The sequence below is a fragment of the Serpentinimonas raichei genome (assembly GCF_000828895.1).
In the GTDB taxonomy this organism is placed as follows: Bacteria; Pseudomonadota; Gammaproteobacteria; order Burkholderiales; family Burkholderiaceae_C; genus Serpentinimonas; species Serpentinimonas raichei.
The window spans coordinates 446,738-463,903 of record NZ_AP014568.1 but is presented as its reverse complement, the minus strand read 5'-3'; the positions used below and the strand labels follow the sequence as shown (position 1 = coordinate 463,903).

The 17,166-nt window shown below is 67.7% G+C and carries 12 protein-coding genes and 1 pseudogene; 11 read left to right on the top strand and 2 right to left on the bottom strand.

The genetic code is table 11. The features are described from left to right. Positions 1-132 precede the first annotated feature (132 nt). The 9 genes and pseudogenes from SRAA_RS02210 (at position 133) to SRAA_RS02170 (ending at position 11,038) form a co-directional block, all read left to right on the top strand. Positions 133-822, top strand: coding sequence for an EAL domain-containing protein (locus SRAA_RS02210; RefSeq protein ID WP_144318685.1), 690 nt, complete (start codon positions 133-135; stop codon positions 820-822). Further along, positions 819-2,147, top strand: a complete 1,329-nt coding sequence (locus SRAA_RS02205; RefSeq protein ID WP_045530706.1) for a sensor domain-containing diguanylate cyclase — start codon at positions 819-821, stop codon at positions 2,145-2,147. Before SRAA_RS02210 ends, SRAA_RS02205 begins: the two co-directional genes overlap by 4 nt. 243 nt (positions 2,148-2,390) lie before the next feature. After that, a pseudogene (locus SRAA_RS12680) lies at positions 2,391-2,543 on the top strand (hypothetical protein); the annotation flags it as partial. 210 nt (positions 2,544-2,753) lie between these two features. Then, complete coding sequence (locus SRAA_RS02195) at positions 2,754-4,700, top strand: Ig-like domain-containing protein (RefSeq protein WP_045530704.1); 1,947 nt, start codon at positions 2,754-2,756, stop codon at positions 4,698-4,700. Positions 4,701-4,734: 34 nt separating this feature from the next. After that, entirely contained in the window at positions 4,735-5,559 is an 825-nt protein-coding gene (locus tag SRAA_RS12620) for an outer membrane beta-barrel protein (RefSeq protein WP_231849311.1), read from the top strand. Continuing rightward, complete coding sequence (locus SRAA_RS12675) at positions 5,556-5,948, top strand: OmpA family protein (protein ID WP_052467451.1); 393 nt, start codon at positions 5,556-5,558, stop codon at positions 5,946-5,948. The genes SRAA_RS12620 and SRAA_RS12675 overlap by 4 nt, the downstream gene beginning before the upstream one ends. A gap of 200 nt (positions 5,949-6,148) precedes the next feature. Further along, positions 6,149-8,920 (top strand): DNA mismatch repair protein MutS, encoded by a 2,772-nt coding sequence (gene mutS / locus SRAA_RS02180; protein WP_231849310.1) that lies wholly within the window; start codon positions 6,149-6,151, stop codon positions 8,918-8,920. Between the two features lie 90 nt (positions 8,921-9,010). Beyond that, entirely contained in the window at positions 9,011-9,661 is a 651-nt protein-coding gene (locus tag SRAA_RS02175; RefSeq protein ID WP_045533121.1) for a protein-L-isoaspartate O-methyltransferase family protein, read from the top strand. A 15-nt stretch (positions 9,662-9,676) separates the two neighbouring features. Beyond that, the gene (locus tag SRAA_RS02170; RefSeq protein ID WP_045530702.1) at positions 9,677-11,038 is read left to right on the top strand and encodes a TolC family outer membrane protein; all 1,362 of its coding nucleotides are present in this window, start codon (positions 9,677-9,679) and stop codon (positions 11,036-11,038) included. A 52-nt stretch (positions 11,039-11,090) separates the two neighbouring features. On the opposite strand, the gene ppsA is transcribed toward SRAA_RS02170, so the two are convergent. Beyond that, the gene (gene ppsA, locus SRAA_RS02165; protein ID WP_045530701.1) at positions 11,091-13,484 is read right to left on the bottom strand and encodes a phosphoenolpyruvate synthase; all 2,394 of its coding nucleotides are present in this window, start codon (positions 13,482-13,484) and stop codon (positions 11,091-11,093) included. A gap of 192 nt (positions 13,485-13,676) precedes the next feature. Here ppsA and ppsR point away from each other — a divergent pair, with 192 nt between their 5' ends. After that, positions 13,677-14,483: a posphoenolpyruvate synthetase regulatory kinase/phosphorylase PpsR gene (gene ppsR, locus SRAA_RS02160; protein ID WP_045530700.1), complete on the top strand. Its 807-nt coding sequence runs from the start codon at positions 13,677-13,679 to the stop codon at positions 14,481-14,483. Positions 14,484-14,511: 28 nt separating this feature from the next. Here the strand turns inward: ppsR and SRAA_RS02155 are convergent, their stop codons facing one another. Then, positions 14,512-15,471 (bottom strand): lytic transglycosylase domain-containing protein, encoded by a 960-nt coding sequence (locus SRAA_RS02155; protein ID WP_082039858.1) that lies wholly within the window; start codon positions 15,469-15,471, stop codon positions 14,512-14,514. A gap of 182 nt (positions 15,472-15,653) precedes the next feature. Here SRAA_RS02155 and SRAA_RS02150 point away from each other — a divergent pair, with 182 nt between their 5' ends. Beyond that, positions 15,654-17,123, top strand: coding sequence for a putative nucleotidyltransferase substrate binding domain-containing protein (locus SRAA_RS02150; RefSeq protein WP_052467450.1), 1,470 nt, complete (start codon positions 15,654-15,656; stop codon positions 17,121-17,123). The last annotated feature ends 43 nt before the right edge of the window (positions 17,124-17,166 follow it).

Sequence of the window (17,166 nt, the reverse complement as noted above, 5' to 3'; positions counted from 1 at the left end):
GGCAGTGGGCTTTGTGTGCGCATTCCCAAGCCTTTTGGGCTTAGAATGTTTTGCATGAATATTGAGATTAGACCCACAACCCCGCCATGCAAACGCTGCCAAGATCAGCCCGCACTGGATTTCGATTTTAGCATGTCGTTTCAGCCCATCGTGGATGCGCGCTCCATGCAGGTGTACGCTTACGAGGCCTTGGTGCGCCCCATAGGCGACGGCAGCGCCCTTGAGGTGTTGCGCCAAGTCAACGAAACGAATCGCTACTTGTTTGACCAGACGTGTCGCGTCAAGGCGGTAGAGCTCGCCGCGAAGCTGCAGATGCCCTGCTATTTGAGCATCAATTTCATGCCCAATGCCGTCTATGAGGCGGCCACCTGCATCCGCGCCACCTTGCAAGCCGCCGAGCGCTTTGGCTTTCCCACCGAGCGGCTGATTTTTGAGATCACCGAAAACGAACAACTGGTTGACAAAGAGCACCTCAAGCGCATCATCAAAGAGTATCGGCGCCAAGGCTTTCAAACCGCCATCGACGACTTTGGCGCAGGCTATTCCGGTCTAAATTTGCTGGCCGAGTTTCAACCCGATATCGTCAAGCTCGACATGGCCTTGCTGCGCCACATCGACCAAGACCCGGTGCGCAAGGCCATCGTCACGGGCATCATAGGTGTGTGCCGCGCATTGCAAATCGAGGTCATTGCCGAAGGCATCGAAACCCCGGCCGAGTATCAGGCCTTGCGCGATTTGGGCGTGTCCTATTTCCAAGGCTATCTGTTTGCCCGCCCAATGTATGAGCAGTTGCCACCCGTCAACTGGCCTGATTCGCAGTGAAGAACCCCGCAGCGCCAGATTTCGCATTGCCAGCCGGCCTGCTTGAAACGGCCCTGTCGCAAGCCTACAACGCCATCGTCCTGACCGATGCCGACTTGGGGGCCGGCGGCTGCAAAATACTCTATTGCAACCCGGCTTTTTGCCGCATGACCGGCTACACGGCAGCGGAATTGATGGGGCAAACCCCGCGCATTCTGCAAGGGCCGCTCACCGACCCCGCCGTGCTGCAGCGCCTGCGCGCCTGTTTGGCTTCCGGCCAGCCTTTTGAAGGCCGGGCCATCAACTACCGCAAAGACGGCAGCAGCTACCACGTCGAATGGATAACTTCGCCAATTTTTAACGATCTGGGCCAGATCACGCACTACATCTCGATACAGCAAGACATCACCCAGTTGCTGCAGGCGCAAAAAATGCAGGCGCTCATGGGATTGGCGCTGGATGCTGCGCCCTCGTCCGTTTTTATTACCGACGCGCAGCAGCGCGTGATGTATGCCAACCGCGCCTTTGCCGCGCTCAGCGGCTACGCGCAGGCCGATATTCTGGGAAAAAAACCCGGGCAATTGCTGCATTCTGGAGTGCACGACGCAGATTTTTACCAATCCCTGCAGAGCAGCTTGGAACGCGGCCAAACCTTCAAAGCCGCATTCACCAATCGGCGCAAAGACGGCAGCCTCTACCATTGCGAGCAAAGCGTGGCGGCGCTGCACGATGCAGCCGGCCAAACAACGCACTATGTCTCGGTGGCCACCGATGTCGGCCACTTTGTGGCGCGCGAACAGGCACTGCAAAACCTGGCTTGCCGCGACCCGCTCACCAGCCTGCTCAACCGCCGCGCAGGTGAAGAGGCCTTGCAACGCTGCCATGCCGCCGCCCAAGTCTCGGGCCAAGCCTATGCCGTGATCATGGCCGACATCGACCGATTCAAACGCGTCAACGACCTGCACGGCCACGCCGCCGGAGACCGCATCATCGCAGCCGTGGCGCAGCAATTGAGCCAAAGCGTGCGCAGCACCGATGCGGTGGTGCGCTGGGGCGGTGAAGAGTTCTTGATCGCGCTGCCCGGTCTAGGCTTGCCCGCTGCGTTGGAATTGGCGGAGCGCATTCGCTTGGCCGTAGCCGACTGCCACGACGCCGAAGTCGGCCGCGTGACTCTGTCGCTGGGGGTGGCTGCCGGCCCAGCAGGAGGCACCGAAATCGACACCGTGAAGCGCGCCGACCAAGCCCTCTACGCGGCCAAACAGCAAGGGCGCAACCGTGTGGTGGCCGATTGCGCCGCGCCAGACGGCCGGCCGGGCAACATTTCCGGCCCTGCAAGCCCCACTTGATTCCAGACCAGCGCCCCTTGCAGCCCTTGGCGGCCTGAATGCCTGGGAGGCTCTGCAAACCCCCCCGTCCAAACCGCACGCACGAACCCGGCTCCGTCAACAACTCCCGCCACGCCCGCCGCATCTGGCCCCAGCCACACCCCCATGATGCAGCAGTGCCTCGGGCTCAAGGCGGGCTATCCGGGTACGCTGCTGTTTTGCGAGGATGCCGAGAAGGCCGCGCGGCTGCTCGACATCACGCTCACGCATTGCAACCTGGATCTGACGCAAACCCTGCGCGGCGAACTCAGCCCGACGCTGTTTGCGCTGCTCGACACCTGCCAGACCCGCATGGGCAGCCGGCTGCTGCGGCGCTGGCTGCTGGAGCCCGAGCGGGCGCGCGAGGCAGGGCAGGCCTGAAGCTGCCTGAGTCTGCCGTCGCTGACCTCTCGCCAAGGGCTGCCCCCCTTGACCGCAGCCGGGTCGGCGTTGCGCGCCGTGTCAGCACGACCGAAGAGGTGGCGCTGCGTCTGAGAAGGCGCTATGTGCGCCAGCGCACAGATGCTGCGGCTGGGACAGCCCATACTGCCCCCCAAGCAACCAAGAAGACACCATGAGGAATACACCATGAACAAGCTATTGCACGGCGTCCGGCCGTGGCTCGCAGCCAGCCTGCTGGTCGCATTGATCGCCGGCTGCGGCGGCGGCGGAGGCCGCGACGAGATTCTGGGCTTCGACGGCCCGCCGCCCACCCCGCCAACCGTGACGGCAGTCGCCCCCGTCGACGGCGCCACCGGCGTTCCCATCAACAACACCCTGATCAGCGCCGACTTCAGCGAACGCATGGCGCCGCTGACCGGCACCGCCAGCTTCGTCGTGACCTGCGCCGCGCCTTGCGTCAGCCCGGCGGGCACCACCACCTTGGACGCCACCGGCCGCATCGCCACCTTTGCCCTGCCCGCCGGGACGCTGCTGGAGCCGCTGACGCAATACACCGGCACCATCACCGCCGCCCGCAGCGCCACGACCGGGCTGGCCATGGCCGAGCCCTACGTCTGGCGCTTCACCACCGGCGTCGCGCTGGACACCACCCGGCCACGCGTCACGCTGACGGTGCCGGCGACCACGGTGCCCGGCCCCACCGTGCCGGCCAACACCGCGGTGACGGCGACCTTCACCGAGGACATGGCGCCCGCCAGCATCTCGGCTGCCAGCTTCACGCTGACCTGCGTCACGCCCTGCGTCGCGCCGGCCGGCAACGTGACCTACGTGGTCGGCAACCGCACCGCGGTGTTCAGGCCGGCCGCCGCGCTGGCACCGGGAACCACCTACACCGCCACCGTCACCATGGCGGCCACCGACCTCGCCGGCAACGCGCTGGGCGGCAACCAGGCCCCGCTGCCTGCCGCCAGCAACTACGTCTGGACCTTCACCACCGCCGCCGCGGTGCCGCCGGCCATGATCAGCGTCGCCTCCACCAATCCGGCGCACGGTGCGCCCAGCGTCTGCCTGACGGACGCCGTCAACGCCACCTTCGCCGTGCCCTCGGGCCTGCGCATGGACCCGGCCACCATCAACGCGGCCAACTTCAGGCTCACCGGCCCGGGCGGCACCAACGTAGCGGCGTCCTCGGTAGTGCTGGACGTGGCCACCGGCCGCATCGCGACCTTCACGCCGCAGGCGCCGATGCTGGCCGGTGCGCACGTCGCCCGCCTGATCGGCACCACCGCCGGCGTGCGTGACTTGGCCGTGCCCGGCAACAGCATGGCGAGCGACTTCAGTTGGAGCTTCACCGCCGTCAGCTGCGTCGTGCCGCCGGTCCCGCCGCTCGTGCCCTTGGGCCGCGCCGCCACCTTCGGCATCTTCGGCGGCTCCGCCGGCATGACCAACGATGGCACCCGAACGGTCATCAACGGCGACATCGGCACCACAGCTACGGAACCTACGTCGATAACCGGATTCCAAGATACGGCAGGAGATGTTTATACGGTAACGGGGGATAACAGGGGAGCAGTGAACGGGACGATCTTCACGTGCACCGATTCCACCACGGGCCCAACGTCTGATGTTCCAAATCCTGCCTCATGCACGATCGCACAAGATGCCCGCCGCGACGCTGAGATCGCGTTCATCCGGCTCCGCGATATGCCGGCCGTTTTGGCCCCCGGCAACCTGGCGGGCCTGACGCTCCCACCCGGCGTGTACACCGCCGCCGGTGGCAGCTTCCTGATCGAGGGCGGCGACCTGACCCTAGACGGCCGGGGCGACGCCAACGCGATCTGGGTGTTCCAGATGCGCACCTCGCTGACGGTCGGCGGTCCCGGTGTGGCCTTCCCGCGCAGCGTGATCCTGATCAACGACGCGCAGGCCAAGAACGTGTTCTGGCAGGTCGGTTCGGCCGCGACCATCAACGCGGGCGGCGGCGGCACCATGGTGGGCACCATCATCTCGCAGGCCGGCGCGACCTTCTCGACGGCGGGTCGGGGAGAAATCACCACCTTGAACGGCCGCGTGCTGTCCTTGGACGCGTCCGTCACCGTGGTCAACACGGTCATCAACGTGCCGGCACCCTGATGCGCGGCCTCCTCCTTCCCACGAAAGCCGAATCATGATCAGCGCAAGAAGAACCGCAGCAATCGGCTGCATGGCGGCGGCGACCCTCGCCAGCCCCTTGGCCTTCGCCCAAGCAACTGGCTGGTACGGCGGTGCCAGCGTCGGCGGCAGCGCGGCCACCATAGCCGAAGACCGCATCACCCGTGGCCTGCTCGGCCAAGGCTTGGTCACCAACGGCTTCAGCGAGCGTGACCGCGACGTCGGTTTCAAGCTGTTCGGGGGCTACCAGATCAACCGCAACTTCGGCGTCGAGCTCGGCTGGTTCGACATGGGCGAGATGGGCTACACGGCCACCACCACCCCGCCCGGAAGTCTGCAAGGCGACGTCACGGTGCGCGGGCTGAACCTGGACCTGGTGGGCACGCTGCCGCTGACCGAGCGGCTGTCGCTGCTCGGACGGCTGGGCGTGGCCCACGTGCACACCCGCGGCCGTTTTGCCGCCACCGGTGCCGTGACCAATCCGTACGGCGCCACCCGCACCAGCGAGCGCGACACCGGCCTCAAGCTCGGCGTCGGCCTGGCTTGGAAGCTCACGGATGCGTGGGACCTGCGCGGCGAGTTCGAGCGCCTGCGCATCAGGGACACCGTGGGCAACAGGGGCCACGTTGACATGCTGAGCGTGGGGGTGGTGTACCGCTTCGGTGGCGGCCCGGCACCCGGTGCCGCGGCACCCGTTGCTGCGGCACCGGCTTGGGTGGCGCCGGCCCCGCCGGCCCCGCCGGCCCCGCCCCGCCGGCCCCGCCGGCCCCGCCACCGCCACCGCCACCGCCACCGCCACCGCCCCCGCCCCCGCCGCCACCGCCGCCGCCAGCCCAGGTGATCACGGTGCACTTCTCGGCCGATGCCCTGTTCGGCTTCGACCAGGCGACCCTGCGCCCCGAGGCGATCCGCGAACTTGACGATTTCTTGAACCAGATCCGCAACACGCAGTTCGAGCGCATCCGCGTCGTCGGCCACACCGACCGGCTGGGTTCCGAGGCCTACAACCTGGACCTTTCGCAGCGGCGCGCCCAAGCCGTCAGCGCCTACTTGGTGCGCGGCGGCGTCCCGGCCACCAGCGTGAGCAGCACCGGCGCGGGCGAATCCAGCCCGGTGACGGCTCCCGGCGACTGCCGGGGCAACAGGGCCACGCCTTCGCTGATCGCCTGCCTGCAGCCTGATCGCCGCGTGGAAGTGGAAGTCGAAGCCAGGCGCTTGGCCGCACCTTGAAACCAGTGCGCGCGCGGGGACCGGCCGCCCCGCGCGCCGCCACTTAGAATCGCGTCCCTAGAAAAACCCTTGGGGTGGCGAAAAAGGGTGAACATGCCCCAAGCGGTGCCAGGGGTGCACAGCGTGTACGTGACGGCGGCCAACGAAAGCGCGGTGGCCCATGCCCACCGGACAAGCGAAGCAATGGACAATCTGGGGGCATGAACCATTCGAGCACCCCTTCCCACACCCCCATGATGCAGCAGTACCTCGGGCTCAAGGCGGGCTATCCGGGTACGCTGCTGTTTTACCGCATGGGGGATTTTTACGAGCTGTTTTACGAGGATGCCGAGAAGGCCGCGCGGCTGCTCGACATCACGCTCACCAAGCGCGGCCAGTCGGCCGGGCAGCCGATTCCCATGGCCGGGGTGCCGTTTCATTCGGCGCCAAACTACCTGGCGCGGCTGCTCAAGCTGGGCGAGTCGGTGGCGATATGCGAGCAGGTGGGCGTGGTGGGTGACTTGGCCCAAGCCAAGGGGCCGCTGGAGCGGCGCGTGGTGCGCGTGCTCACCCCCGGCACCCTGACCGAGGCCGAGCTGCTGCCCGACAAGGCCGAACCGCTGCTGCTGGCGCTGCACTGGGGCCCACGCCAGACGCTGGGCCTGGCTTGGCTGAGCCTGACGCAGGGCGAGCTGCACCTGGCGCAGTGCCGCAGCGACGAACTGCCCACGTGGGCGGCGCGCATCGGCCCCAGCGAGCTGCTGCACAGCGCCGATCTGCCCGCCGCCCCCTCGCGCGAGTTGCACGAGCTGCAACGCCAGTGGCCCAGCCTGGCGGGCGGTGTAGGCGGGACCGGCACGGCGCGCCTGAGCCTGGCGGCGCGCCCGGCTTGGGCTTTCGACAGCGCGCTGGGCTTGCGCAAGCTGTGCGCGCAGTTGCAGGCCGCCAGTCTGGCGGGTTGGGGCGCGCAAGAGCTGCCGCTGGCGCACGCCGCCGCCTCGGCGCTGTTGGACTACGCCGAGCACACCCAAGGCCGGGCGCTGGCGCACGTGGCCACCCTGCGCGTGGCGCGGCCCGAGGAACTGATCGACCTGCCCGCCAGCACCCGGCGCAACCTGGAGCTGACGCAGACCCTGCGCGGCGAGCCCAGCCCGACGCTGTTCTCGCTGCTCGACACCTGCCAGACCGCTATGGGCAGCCGGCTGCTGCGGCGCTGGCTGCTGGAGCCGCAGCGGGTGCGCACGGCAGCGCAGCAGCGCCTGCAGGCCATCGGGCTGCTGCGCCAGCGCCTGCTGCAGCCGCTGCGCCAGGCGCTGGCCGGGGCCGCCGACGTGGAGCGCATCACGGCGCGGCTGGCGCTGCGCCAGGTGCGGCCCCGCGAGCTGGTCGGGCTGGCGCAGACGCTGCACCGCGCCGCGGCGCTGGCGCAAACGCTGCAAACCGGCGCGCCCACGGCCCCGCCCGAGCTGTGCGATCTGGCCGACCGCGCCGATCTGGCCACCCGCACCGAGCGCCCCCTGCCGCCCCTGCTGGCCCAACTGGCGCAGCAGTTGCAGCCGCCGCCGGACTGCGCCGAGCTGCTGCAGCGCGCCCTGCTGCCCGAACCGGCGGCGCTGCTGCGCGATGGCGGCGTCATCAACCACGGCTACGACGCCGAGCTGGACCAGTTGCGCGCCCTGCAACACAACTGCGACGCCTTTTTGCTGGCGCTGGAAGCGCGCGAGCGCGAGCGCAGCGGCATTGCCAACCTGCGCGTGCAGTTCAACAAGGTGCACGGCTTTTACATCGAAATCACCCAAGGCCAGCTCGACCGGGTGCCGGCCGACTACCGGCGCCGCCAGACCCTAAAAAACGCCGAGCGCTTCATCACCCCGGAACTCAAGGCCTTTGAAGACCAGGTGCTGGGCGCACAAGAGCGCGCCTTGGCGCGTGAAAAATGGCTCTACGAGGCGCTGCTGGAGGCCTTGCAGCCGCACCTGGGCGCGCTGGGCGAACTGGCGCGTGCGCTGGCCGCGCTCGACGCCCTGTGTGCGCTGGCCGAGCGCTCGCTCACGCTGGACTGGTGCGCGCCCGAATTCGGCCCCGAGCCGGGAATCGAAATCCGCGCCGGCCGCCACCCCGTGGTGCAGGCGCGGCTGGCCGAGAGCCACACCCCCTTCATCCCCAACGACACCGTGCTCGGCCCCAAGGCGCGGCTGCAGATCATCACCGGCCCCAACATGGGCGGCAAATCCACCTACATGCGCCAGGTGGCGCTGATCGCGCTGCTGGCCAGCGTGGGCAGCTACGTGCCGGCGCAGCGCTGCCGCCTCGGGCCGCTGGACGCCATCCACACCCGCATCGGGGCCGCCGACGATCTGGCCAACGCCCAGTCCACCTTCATGCTCGAAATGAGCGAAGCGGCGCAGATCCTGCACCGCGCCAGCGCAAACAGCCTGGTGCTGATGGACGAGATCGGGCGCGGCACCTCAACCTTCGACGGCCTGGCGCTGGCTGGTGCCATCGCCAGCCACCTGCACGACAAGGTGCGCGCCCACACCCTGTTTGCCACCCACTACTTCGAGCTCACCCAGTTCCCGGTCGAGCACGCCGCCGCCCTCAACCTGCACGTGAGCGCGGTCGAGAGCGGGCGCGAGATCGTGTTTTTGCACCAGATCGAGCCCGGCCCGGCCAGCCGCAGCTACGGGGTGCAGGTGGCGCGCCTAGCCGGTGTGCCTGCCGCCGTGCTCAACCAAGCGCGCCAGACCCTGCAAGCGCTCGAAGCCCACAGCGCCACGGCGCAGGCGCAGATCGACCTGTTCGCCCCCGCACCCGGCGTGGGCCTGCCAGCCGACGAAGCCTGGGCAGCCGCAGAGGCCCTGGAACCCCAGCCCCCGAGCGCCCTCGAACAAGCCGTCGCCGCGCTCGACCCCGACGCCCTAAGCCCGCGCGAGGCGCTGGCGGCGCTGTACCGCTTGCGCCAGTTGCTCGGACCCGAGGGTGCAGTCCGTTAAAATCATCCGCACCATCTGTCCACCCGCCCACTGGAGTCCGCCTTGAGCCCTGCCCACCCCGCTTTTGACTTCGAGCAAGCCCGCTTCAACATGATCGAGCAGCAGATTCGGCCTTGGGAAGTGCTGGATGCGCGGGTGCTGCAACTGCTGGGCGAGCTCAAGCGCGAAGATTTCGCTCCCGCCGCCTACCGCGCGCTGGCGCTGGCCGATGTCGAAATCCCGCTCTGTCGCCCGGCGGTCGAGGGCGCGTGCATGCTGGCCCCCAAAATCGAGGCCCGCGCCCTGCAAGACCTGGCCCTGCAAGACACCGACTCGGTGCTCGAAATCGGCACCGGCTCGGGCTATATGGCGGCGCTGCTGAGCCGCCTGAGCGCGCGCGTGTTGAGCCTGGAGATCGACCCGGCGCTGGCCGAGCAGGCGCGCCGCAACCTGAGCGCGGCCGGGATCGACAACGTCGAGGTGCGCTGCGCCGACGCCGCCGCCCAGCGCTGCGCCGCCTGTGGCAGCAACGCCCCCTACGACGCGATCGTGCTCAGCGGCTCGGTGGCCGAGGTGCCGGCCGACTTGCTGGCCTTGCTCAAAACCGGCGGGCGTCTGTTTGCCATCGTCGGCCAAGAACCGATCATGCGCGCCACCTTGGTGCGGCGCACCGGCCCTGCCAACTACTCCACCGAACAACCGTGGGACATCGTGGCCCCGCGTCTGCGTGGCTTTCCCGAAGCCTCGCGCTTTCAGTTTTAAGCGCTGCCCGGCACCATGAAGGCCACCCTCCGGCGCCCCGCCAGCACCTTTCGCCGGGCTGCAGCAGCCGCTGCCTTGCTGGGCTTATGCGCACTCGGCAGCGCCCAAGCGCAAAACCTGCCCGATCTGTTCGCCGCCGCGCGCGCCCACGACGCCACGTTTGTAGCTGCGCAGGCCCAGTTCGAGGCCGAGCGCGCCCGCGCTGCCCAGGCGCTGGCCGGGGTGCGCCCCAGCGTGGCCCTGAGCGGCGGCGCGCACTGGACCCACAGCGACAGCAGCCTGCCCGGGCCCACACGCTCCAGCAACCGGCAGAACCTCAGCCTAGGAGCCAGCCAGCCGCTGTTTCGGCCCGCCAACCAACTGGCGCTGCAGCAGGCCGAGCTGGCCTTGCAGGCGGCGCAGGCGCGGCTGCAAAGCGCCGAACAAGAGCTGATCGTGCGCACCGCCCAAGCCACCTTCGATCTGTTGGCGGCGCAAGACAGCCTGCGCTTCATCGAGGCGCAGCAAACCGCCGTGGCCGAGCAACTCGCGGCGGCGCGGCGCCTGTTTGAAGTCGGTGCCACCACCATCACCGATGCGCGCGAGGCGCAGGCGCGCTTCGACCTGGTGCGCGCGCAGCACATCGCCGCCACCAATGCGCTGCTGGTGCGCCAGCTCGAACTCGAGCAACTCGTCGGCCGCGCCGGCGTGCGCCCGTGGCACCTGCCCGAAGGCGTGGCCCTGCCGGTGCCGGACCCCTCTGCGACCATGCCAAGCTGGGTCGAGCGCGCCCAAAACGCACACCCCATGCTGCGCCAAGCCGAGGCCGGGCTGCAAATCGCCGCGCTCGAAGTGCAACGCGCCCAAGCCGCACGCGGCCCCACCGTCGATGCCACGGCGCAGCTCCAACTCGTCCGCGCACCGGCCCTAGGCCTGCCGGCCAGCGGCAACGTCAGTCAGCGCGACGCCAGCATCGGCATCCAGTTCAACCTGCCGCTCTACACCGGCGGCGCGCTGCAAAACCGCATTGCCGAAGCCGTGGCCCTGCAAACCCGCGCCCGCGCCGAGCTCGACGCGGCCCAGCGCAGCGTCAGCCAAGCCACGCGCAGCGCCTACCTCGGTCTGGTCTCGGGCACCGGGCAGGTGCAGGCCCTCGAAGCCGCGCAAGCCTCCAGCCAGAGCGCTCTAGATGCCAACCGGCTCGGCTTCGAAGTGGGGGTGCGCATCAACATCGACGTGCTCAACGCCCAGAGCCAGCTCTTCGACACCAAAGCCCGCTTGGCGCGCGCCCGCTACGAGCTGCTGCTCGGCACCCTGCGCCTGCGCCTAGCCAGTGGCGTGCTCACAGCCGAGGATTTGCAGCCCATCGCGGCGCTGCTGCGCGCACCGGGGCAGTAAGCCCTGTGAGAGAGGGCCGCCAGCAGACCGCCGCCAGTGCCCCCCCGCCCCATCAGCCCTGAGCCAACTGCGTCCAGGTCTCGATCACGGTGTCGGGGTTGAGCGAGATTGATTCGATGCCTTGCTGCTGCAGCCAGCGCGCAAAGTCCGGGTGGTCGCTCGGGCCTTGGCCGCAGATGCCGATGTACTTGCCTTGGGCGCGGCAGGCCTGGATGGCTTGCGAGATCAGCGCCGTTACGGCCGGGTCGCGCTCGTCGAAGTCCTGCGCCAGCAGCGCCAGCCCGGAGTCGCGGTCCAGCCCCAGGGTGAGCTGGGTCAGGTCGTTGGAGCCGATGGAAAAGCCGTCGAAATGCTGCAAAAACTGCTCGGCCAAAATGGCGTTGCTGGGGATTTCGCACATCATGATCAATTTTAGGCCGTTGACGCCGCGCTTGAGGCCAAAGCGCGCCAGCAGCTCCACCACCTGCTCGGCCTGCTTGAGGGTGCGCACGAAAGGCACCATGACCTGCACATTGTCCAGCCCCATGGGCTCGCGCACGCGCCGCAGGGCTTCGCATTCCATGGCAAAGGCCTCGCCAAAATCGGCGCTGAGGTAGCGCACCGCGCCCCGGAAACCGAGCATGGGGTTTTCTTCGTCGGGCTCGTAGCGGCTGCCGCCGATGAGCTTGCGGTACTCGTTGCTCTTGAAGTCGCTCAGGCGCACGATCACCGGCTTGGGCCAGAAGGCGGCGGCGATGGTGGCCACGCCTTCGGTCACTTTATCCACATAGAACGCGCGCGGGCTGGCGTGGCCGCGTGCCACCGACTCCACCGCTTTTTTCAGGTCGGGGTCGATCTGCGGGTAGTCCAGAATCGCTTTCGGGTGCACGCCGATGTTGTTGTTGATGATGAACTCCAGCCGCGCCAGCCCCACGCCGTGGTTGGGGATTTGGGCAAAATCGAAGGCCAACTGCGGGTTGCCCACGTTCATCATGATTTTCAGGTCCAGCTCGGGCATGGCACCCCGGCGCACCTCGGTGACTTCGGTCTCCAGCAGGCCGTCGTAGATGCGGCCGGTGTCGCCCTCGGCGCAGCTCACCGTCACCAGCGCGCCGTCTTTGAGCGCCTCGGTGGCGTCGCCACAGCCCACCACGGCCGGTATGCCCAGCTCGCGCGCGATGATGGCGGCGTGGCAGGTGCGCCCGCCGCGATTCGTGACAATGGCACTGGCGCGCTTCATCACCGGCTCCCAGTTCGGGTCGGTCATGTCCGTCACCAGCACGTCGCCGGGCTGCACCTGGTCCATCTCGCTGAGGTGCTGCACCAGCCGCACCGGCCCGGTGCCGATTTTTTGCCCAATGGCGCGCCCGGTGGCCAGCACCGCGCCCTGGCCCTTGAGCTTGTAGCGCAGCTCGACTTGGCCGCCGGACTGGCTCTTGACCGTCTCGGGGCGCGCTTGCAGGATGTAGATTTGGCCATCGAGCCCGTCTTTGCCCCACTCGATGTCCATCGCCCGGCCGTAGTGGCGCTCGATCACCAGCGCGTAGTGCGCCAGTTGCAGCACCTCGGCCTCGTTCAGGCTGTAGCGGTTGCGCAGCTCCACCGGCACCTCGACGGTTTGCACCAGCTTGCCGCTGCGCGCTTTTTGCTCGGGCGTGGCAAACACCATCTGGATCAGCTTGGAGCCGAGGTTGCGCCGGATCACGGCCTGCTTGCCCGCTTGCAGCATCGGTTTGTGGACGTAGAACTCGTCCGGGTTCACCGCCCCTTGCACCACCGTTTCGCCCAGCCCGTAGCTGCTGGTGATGAACACCACGTCTTCAAAGCCCGATTCGGTGTCGATGGTGAACACCACCCCGGCCGCGCCCAGGTCGGAGCGCACCATGCGCTGCACCCCGGCCGACAGCGCCACCTCGGCGTGCGCAAAGCCCTTGTGGACGCGGTAGCTGATGGCGCGGTCGTTGTAGAGGCTGGCAAACACCTCTTTGATTTTGTGCAATACGTCGTCTATGCCCTGTACGTTCAAAAAGGTTTCCTGCTGCCCGGCAAAGGAGGCGTCGGGCAAGTCTTCGGCGGTGGCCGATGAGCGCACCGCGTAGCTGGCGCTGGCGCTGCTGCCGTTGAGCTGCACGTAGGCGGCGCGGATGGCCTGCTCCAGCGCAGCCGGAAAGGGCTGCGCCTCGACCAGGGCGCGAATTTCGGAGCCGCACTGCGCCAGCGCGCGCACGTCGTCGGTATCGAGCGCGTCGAGCTTGGCCTGGATGCGCTGGTGCAGCCCGTCGGCGGCCAGAAACTGGCGAAAGGCGTGCGCGGTGGTGGCAAAACCGGTCGGCACGCGAACGCCTTGCGGCAGTTGCGAGATCATCTCACCGAGGCTGGCGTTTTTGCCGCCCACGGCTTCGACATCGGTCATTCTGAGTTGCTCAAACGGCACGACCAAGGCGGTCGGGTCAAACAGTTGCGACATGGTGCAGGTTCCAAAGTTAAAAACCGGGTACCCCGCTGCGGCGGCTGCGGCAGCAACACGCACGCCAAGGCTTGAAACCGCCGCATCGTTGTGTTGTAAGGGTGGCGGCCGAGCCCGGCGCGGGTGGCGGGATAATGCTTGGATTGTAAATCCGCCCCCCTACTTGCACGCTGTTGCACCCAAACGCACCCCATGTCGCACCGCACCGCCTTTTTTGTCTCCGACGGCACCGGCATCACCGCCGAAACCTTTGCCAAAGCCCTGCTGGCGCAGTTCGAGATCGAGCCGCGCCGGGTGCGCCTGCCCTTCATCGACGACCCCGACAAGGCGCACCAGGCGCTGCGGCAAATCAACCACGCCGCCGAGGTCGATGGCCGGCGCCCGCTGGTCTTTACCACCGTGGTCAACCCCGAGGTGCTGCAGGTGCTGCACGGCCACTGCAAGGGCATGCTGATCGATATGTTCGGCACCTTCATTGCACCGCTGGAGCTGGAGCTGGGCATCAAGTCGAACCACCGCGTGGGGCGTTTTTCTGATGTGGCCAAGAGCCGCGAATACCACGACCGCATGGAGGCGATCAACTTCACGCTCGACCACGACGACGGCCAGACCGACCGGGACCTGGCGCAATCGGACGTGATTTTGGTGGGGGTGAGCCGCAGCGGCAAAACGCCAACCTCGCTCTACCTGGCGCTGCAGTTTGGCCTCAAGGCCAGCAACTACCCGCTGATCCCGGAAGATTTCGAGCGCCGCCAACTGCCGCCGCAGTTGCTGGCGCACAAGAAAAAGCTGTTTGGCCTGACCATCGACGCGCAGCGCCTGAGCGAAATCCGGCACGAGCGCCGCCCGAACTCGCGCTACGCCAGCCTGGAAAACTGCCGCTACGAAGTGGCCGAAGCCGAGGCCATGATGCGCCGCACCGGCATCCGCAACCTCTCGACCACCAGCAAATCGATCGAGGAAATCGCCACCCTGATCCGGCAGGAGCTGGATTTGTAAAACCCCTAGCCGGGGGCGCTCTGCGGATTCAGCGCACCGGTGGCCAGACGTGCAGCGGAGCGCGGTAAAAGTTTAGGATGCGGCGCACGTATTCCTGCGTTTCCCGAAACGGCGGGATGCCGCCAAAACGGTCCACCGCCCCCTCGCCGGCGTTGTAAGCGGCAGCGGCCAGCGCCACGTCGCCATTGAAACGCTGCAGCAGCCAGCGCAGGTACGCCAAGCCGCCGCGCACGTTTTGCTCCGCGTTGAAGGGGTAGCGCACGCCAAAGCGCTCGGCGGTTTCGGGGATGAGCTGCATCAGCCCCATGGCGTTTTTGGGCGACACGGCGCTGGGGTTGAAGTTCGACTCGGCCCGCGCCACCGCCAGCGCGAAGCGGTAATCGACCTCGAAGCGCGGCGCCAAGCGCTGGATCAGTTCGGCGTAGCGCTGGCGCTCGGGCGGCAGGGCGTCGATGAAGCGCTGCACCACTTCGAAGGGCACCACCGCTTCGGCCATCAGCGCGGCCGGGGCCGCTGGCGCCGCCGGGAGCGCAAACTGCGGCGCCGCGCCGCTGATCAGGCAATCGGGCACGGCGTCGGCCAAGCCGGTCTGCGCCACGATTAGCGCAGCCTGCTCGTGCCCGCCTTGCGCCGCCATGGCCAGCAGGGTGCGCCCTTCGAGCCGACCGGGCTCGTCGACGCGCGCCAAAAACAAGCGCCCGAGGCGGTACTGGGCCTCGGTGCTGCCAAAGCGCGCCGCCGCACAATAGTGCGCCGCTGCCTGCAGCACCTCGTTGCGCTGCTGCGCCTCGAAACCCTGCTCGATCCAGCGCGACAGCTGCGGCGCTTCGTCGCTCCAAGGTGGCGGGCCCAAGGGGGGCAGATCGGCCACGGCCACCGCGAGCGCAGAGGGTGGCAGGGTCGGCGCAGGGCCGGGTGCAGCGGCCACTGCGCCACCCGCAGCGCCCAGCCAGAGCAGCACCCAGACCACGCAGTGGGGGCGGCACATCACGGTGTGAACCTCGACTGCAAGGGGACGTTGGGCATGGATCTTTCCCTGTCGTGTGGTGCACGCATTGTCGCCCAATCTTGGCGGGGCTGCTTCAGACTGATAAAAATTTCAACCCAACAAGAACAAGCCGCGCATGGCTTTAAGATGCGGCTTTAGAGGGACTTCCTGCACACCGCACCATGAACGCCCACACCGACCCGGCCCCATCGCGCAGCAGCGACGACTACGTCAGCCTCATCACCACCCCGGTGCGCAGCCTGCTCAAGCGCGCACCCGTCACGCTGCCGCCGCAGACCCCGATCATCGACGCCGCGCGCCTGATGCGCGAGCACCGCATCTCCTCGGTGCTGATCGTGCAAGACGGGGCCCTGTTTGGCCTCATCACCGACCGCGACCTGCGCAACCGCGTGGTGGCCGCTGGGCTCGACACCTCGCGCCCGATCTTGGAGATTGCCACCCTGGCCCCGCTGACGATCGACATCCAGCAGCACGCCTTCGACGCCTTGCTGCTGATGGCGCGCCACAACATCCACCACGTGCCGGTGCTCGACGGGCAAGCGGTGGCGGGCATGATCAGCAGCTCGGACCTGAGCGAGCGTCAAAGCAATTCGGCGGTCTATCTGGCTGGGGCCATCTACAACCAGGACTCGGTCCAGGCGCTGGTGCAAACCAGTGCGCGCATCAAGCAGTTGCAGCAAAGCCTGGCCGCCGCCGAGGCCAGCGCCTACAGCACCGGCCACATCGTGAGCGCCATCACCGACGCCCTCACGGCGCGGCTGCTGCAACTGGGTGAGATGCAACTGGGTCCGGCGCCGCTGGACTACGCTTGGGTGGCCGCGGGCTCGCAAGGGCGCAACGAGCAGACCGCCAAATCGGACCAAGACAACTGCATGGTGCTCGACGACGGTTACGAGCCCGAGCGCCATGGCGAGTACTTCAAGCAACTGTCGCGCTTTGTCTGCGACGGGCTCGACGCCTGCGGCTACGTGCACTGCCCCGGCGAGATGATGGCCATGACCGACCTGTGGCGCCAGCCACTGCAGCAGTGGCGCCAGTATTTTTACCGCTGGATCGACATCCCCGAACCGGAAGCGCTGATGCTCACCGGCGTTTTTTTCGACCAGCGCTTCGTTTATGGCAAGCCCGAGCTGATCGACGGGCTGCGCGCCGAGGTGGTGCAGCGCTCCCGGGGCAACAAGTCCTTTCTGGTGAACCTGGCCGGCAACGCGCTGCAACGCCAGCCGCCGCTGAACTGGCTCGGCAACATCAGCCTGATCAAGGGCGGCGCACACGAGGGCTGTGTGGACCTGAAAATGCAGGGCATCGTTCCGATCACCGACATGGCGCGCTTTTACGCGCTGGCGGCCGGCTCGGCGGCCGTGAACACGCGCGACCGGCTGGAAATTGCCGCCGGCAGCGGGGCCGTCACGGCGCAGCAGGTGCGCGACCTGATCGACGCGCTCGAATTCCTGAGCACGCTGCGGCTGCAGCACCAGGCGCAGCGCATGTCGGAAGGCCACGCCGCCGACAACTACCTGCGCCCCGATGCGCTCTCCAACCTCGAGCGCGGGCACCTGAAAAACGCCTTCGCCGTGGTGAAAAGCGTGCAGGGCTCGCTGGCGCGGCTGTACCCGGTCAATCAGCTCTGATCCCACCAGAAGGGCAGCCATAAAAAAACCCGCCGTATGGCGG

What these genes read in the sequence shown, in the direction of transcription:
- SRAA_RS02210 (WP_144318685.1), top strand. Translation starts at nt 133, where the DNA reads ATGTCGTTTCAGCCCATCGTGGATGCGCGCTCCATGCAGGTGTACGCT.
- SRAA_RS02195 (WP_045530704.1), top strand. Translation starts at nt 2,754, where the DNA reads ATGAACAAGCTATTGCACGGCGTCCGGCCGTGGCTCGCAGCCAGCCTG.
- SRAA_RS12620 (WP_231849311.1), top strand. Translation starts at nt 4,735, where the DNA reads ATGATCAGCGCAAGAAGAACCGCAGCAATCGGCTGCATGGCGGCGGCG.
- mutS (WP_231849310.1), top strand. Translation starts at nt 6,149, where the DNA reads ATGAACCATTCGAGCACCCCTTCCCACACCCCCATGATGCAGCAGTAC.
- SRAA_RS02175 (WP_045533121.1), top strand. Translation starts at nt 9,011, where the DNA reads ATGATCGAGCAGCAGATTCGGCCTTGGGAAGTGCTGGATGCGCGGGTG.
- SRAA_RS02170 (WP_045530702.1), top strand. Translation starts at nt 9,677, where the DNA reads ATGAAGGCCACCCTCCGGCGCCCCGCCAGCACCTTTCGCCGGGCTGCA.
- ppsA (WP_045530701.1), bottom strand. Translation starts at nt 13,484, where the DNA reads ATGTCGCAACTGTTTGACCCGACCGCCTTGGTCGTGCCGTTTGAGCAA.
- ppsR (WP_045530700.1), top strand. Translation starts at nt 13,677, where the DNA reads ATGTCGCACCGCACCGCCTTTTTTGTCTCCGACGGCACCGGCATCACC.
- SRAA_RS02155 (WP_082039858.1), bottom strand. Translation starts at nt 15,471, where the DNA reads ATGTGCCGCCCCCACTGCGTGGTCTGGGTGCTGCTCTGGCTGGGCGCT.
- SRAA_RS02150 (WP_052467450.1), top strand. Translation starts at nt 15,654, where the DNA reads ATGAACGCCCACACCGACCCGGCCCCATCGCGCAGCAGCGACGACTAC.